At 60.9% G+C, this 243-nt stretch carries 1 protein-coding gene; it reads left to right on the plus strand.

Annotation, left to right across the window (positions count from 1 at the left end; genetic code table 11):
• Nucleotides 1–20: 20 nt before the first annotated feature.
• Nucleotides 21–243, plus strand: a 223-nt coding sequence (locus ACMUOY_RS20450) for an ATP-binding cassette domain-containing protein (protein WP_413894555.1), incomplete at its 3' end; no start/stop codon positions are given.

Consider the following 243-nt stretch of genomic DNA (forward strand, 5'->3'; position numbering starts at 1 on the left):
ACCTGGCGAAATTTCTGTTCATGGGCGATGACGTTTTCAAACAGGTCAGCGTGTTATCTGGCGGTGAACGCGGACGGCTGGCCCTGGCTTGCCTGGCACTGCAGGGCGCCAATCTGCTGCTGCTGGATGAACCGACCAACCACCTGGACCTGCCATCGCAGGAGATTTTGCAGCGTGTGTTGGCGGAGTTCCGCGGCACGGTGCTGCTGGTTTCGCACGACCGCTATCTGGTGGACGCGGTGG

Origin of the sequence: Candidatus Skiveiella danica (assembly GCF_022705245.1) — a bacterium.
Classification (GTDB): domain Bacteria; phylum Pseudomonadota; class Gammaproteobacteria; order Burkholderiales; family Burkholderiaceae_C; genus Skiveiella; species Skiveiella danica.